This is a genomic window from Niallia sp. 01092, from assembly GCF_052318935.1.
Classification (GTDB): Bacteria; Bacillota; Bacilli; order Bacillales; family Cytobacillaceae; genus Niallia.
This window is the reverse complement of record NZ_JBQRKO010000055.1, coordinates 1-1,499: the sequence shown is the minus strand read 5'-3', so window position 1 is coordinate 1,499 and position 1,499 is coordinate 1. Positions and strand designations below refer to the sequence as shown.

2 tRNA genes are annotated in these 1,499 nt (G+C 34.9%); both read left to right on the top strand.

The features are described from left to right. The first annotated feature begins 19 nt into the window (after positions 1-19). Positions 20-94: transfer RNA gene (locus tag ACTXGU_RS22200), tRNA-Asn, on the top strand. Positions 95-189: 95 nt separating this feature from the next. Next, positions 190-263 (top strand) — tRNA-Arg (locus ACTXGU_RS22195). Positions 264-1,499 lie beyond the last annotated feature (1,236 nt).

The following is a 1,499-nucleotide window of genomic DNA, read 5'->3' as shown; positions in this document are numbered from 1 at the left end:
TCAGATAAATACTTATTGTTCCGCAGTAGCTCAGTGGTAGAGCATTCGGCTGTTAACCGAACGGTCGTAGGTTCGAATCCTACCTGCGGAGCCATTTTATAAAATACATAATAAGCTGAAAAGGAACCAAAGGGCGTAAGTCAGATAATTTCACGATGATTTAAATCTCTCTTTCAGTCATAATAATTTGCGCCTTTAGCTCAGCTGGATAGAGCAACGGCCTTCTAAGCCGTGTGTCAGAGGTTCGAATCCTCTAAGGCGCGTAAAAACCTAATTAGAATTTGAAATATAAAAGGCTTGTTCACTCGAACAAGCCTTTTATATTTCTTTAGGCTGTTTTCTATAAGTTTGTTGTTTTTGAATAAAATAATAAACATGGCTGAAGCACTGATCAGCCTGAAAACACGTAGACTCCTGCGGGGAAAGTGAAGTTTATTCAGGCTGCGGGTTAAATAACATCAATCTATACGAAAAGAGCCCTTCTTTAAAACAACTTTAATAATTAACAATATTGTATAATTAAGTAGTATTTTTCTACAAAATGGGCATGTTTTATAGGTTCTTTAAAATGCTACTCGCATTATTTTTATACTTTAGCCTTGTTTGTGCATACCGAACGGATCATTTCCCTGGTTTATAATCGGTTTGTTTCATGATAGGAATATCAGTTTATCGACATCATTGCCGAGTTTGTGGAAAGTCCACTTTGTAAACTATGTCCGGTAAACCCCTTCGAATCTATTCCTGCTTTTTTAAGGAAGGGCGACCGACTTATCATTTGATCGATTATGGATGTTTTTATTCGGTCAATCGATGGAAGAGAGCGCCACTATGCAAATTGCCGCTGCTATCTAATTTTCTGCCGCCTTTACGGAACAGTACTTATTGTCTGTAAAAATAACCAAAGATGTTCTATAAACATTAATAATCATTTCTTTTTTCTTTGAAGTATCTCTATCCAATGTATTATGTGTTCCTCTTTTAGATTTGAATTATCTATTTAAATTTAATTGGTTTTCTGGTTGAAGAAGCGCTGTTTATATCCTGGGTTAATATTAATGAAACAGCTATTATAGAGTATACAGGCAGCAGGTAAAAAATCGCTTGGAAACAATTGTGAGTTTTCTCTCTCACAATCCCTGAATGAAAAAATAGAAGTGTTGGCAGACTCTATGCAAATTAAGGCGGCACGAGCGGAGCCAATCTATCTTCCATGAGGATAAAAACAAACTACGAAGCACCATCACTAGCTTTTTTTTTCATTAAAGTAGGCGAAGCTCCGGCCCTTTACTATTCAAAATTGGCAAAGAATAAATGTTCTATATAATAATAAATAGCTTAGTAGAATCGATTGTTAAGAAAAACAGAAATTATTTACTCATAAAAGTCTTGACGAAAGCATCTATCCTTGTTATTATATAAAAGTTGCTTCTGACAGCAACGAAAAACATAACTTGCTTATCATCAACAATGATTTAAAAGGTTGAAAAAAACTTTAA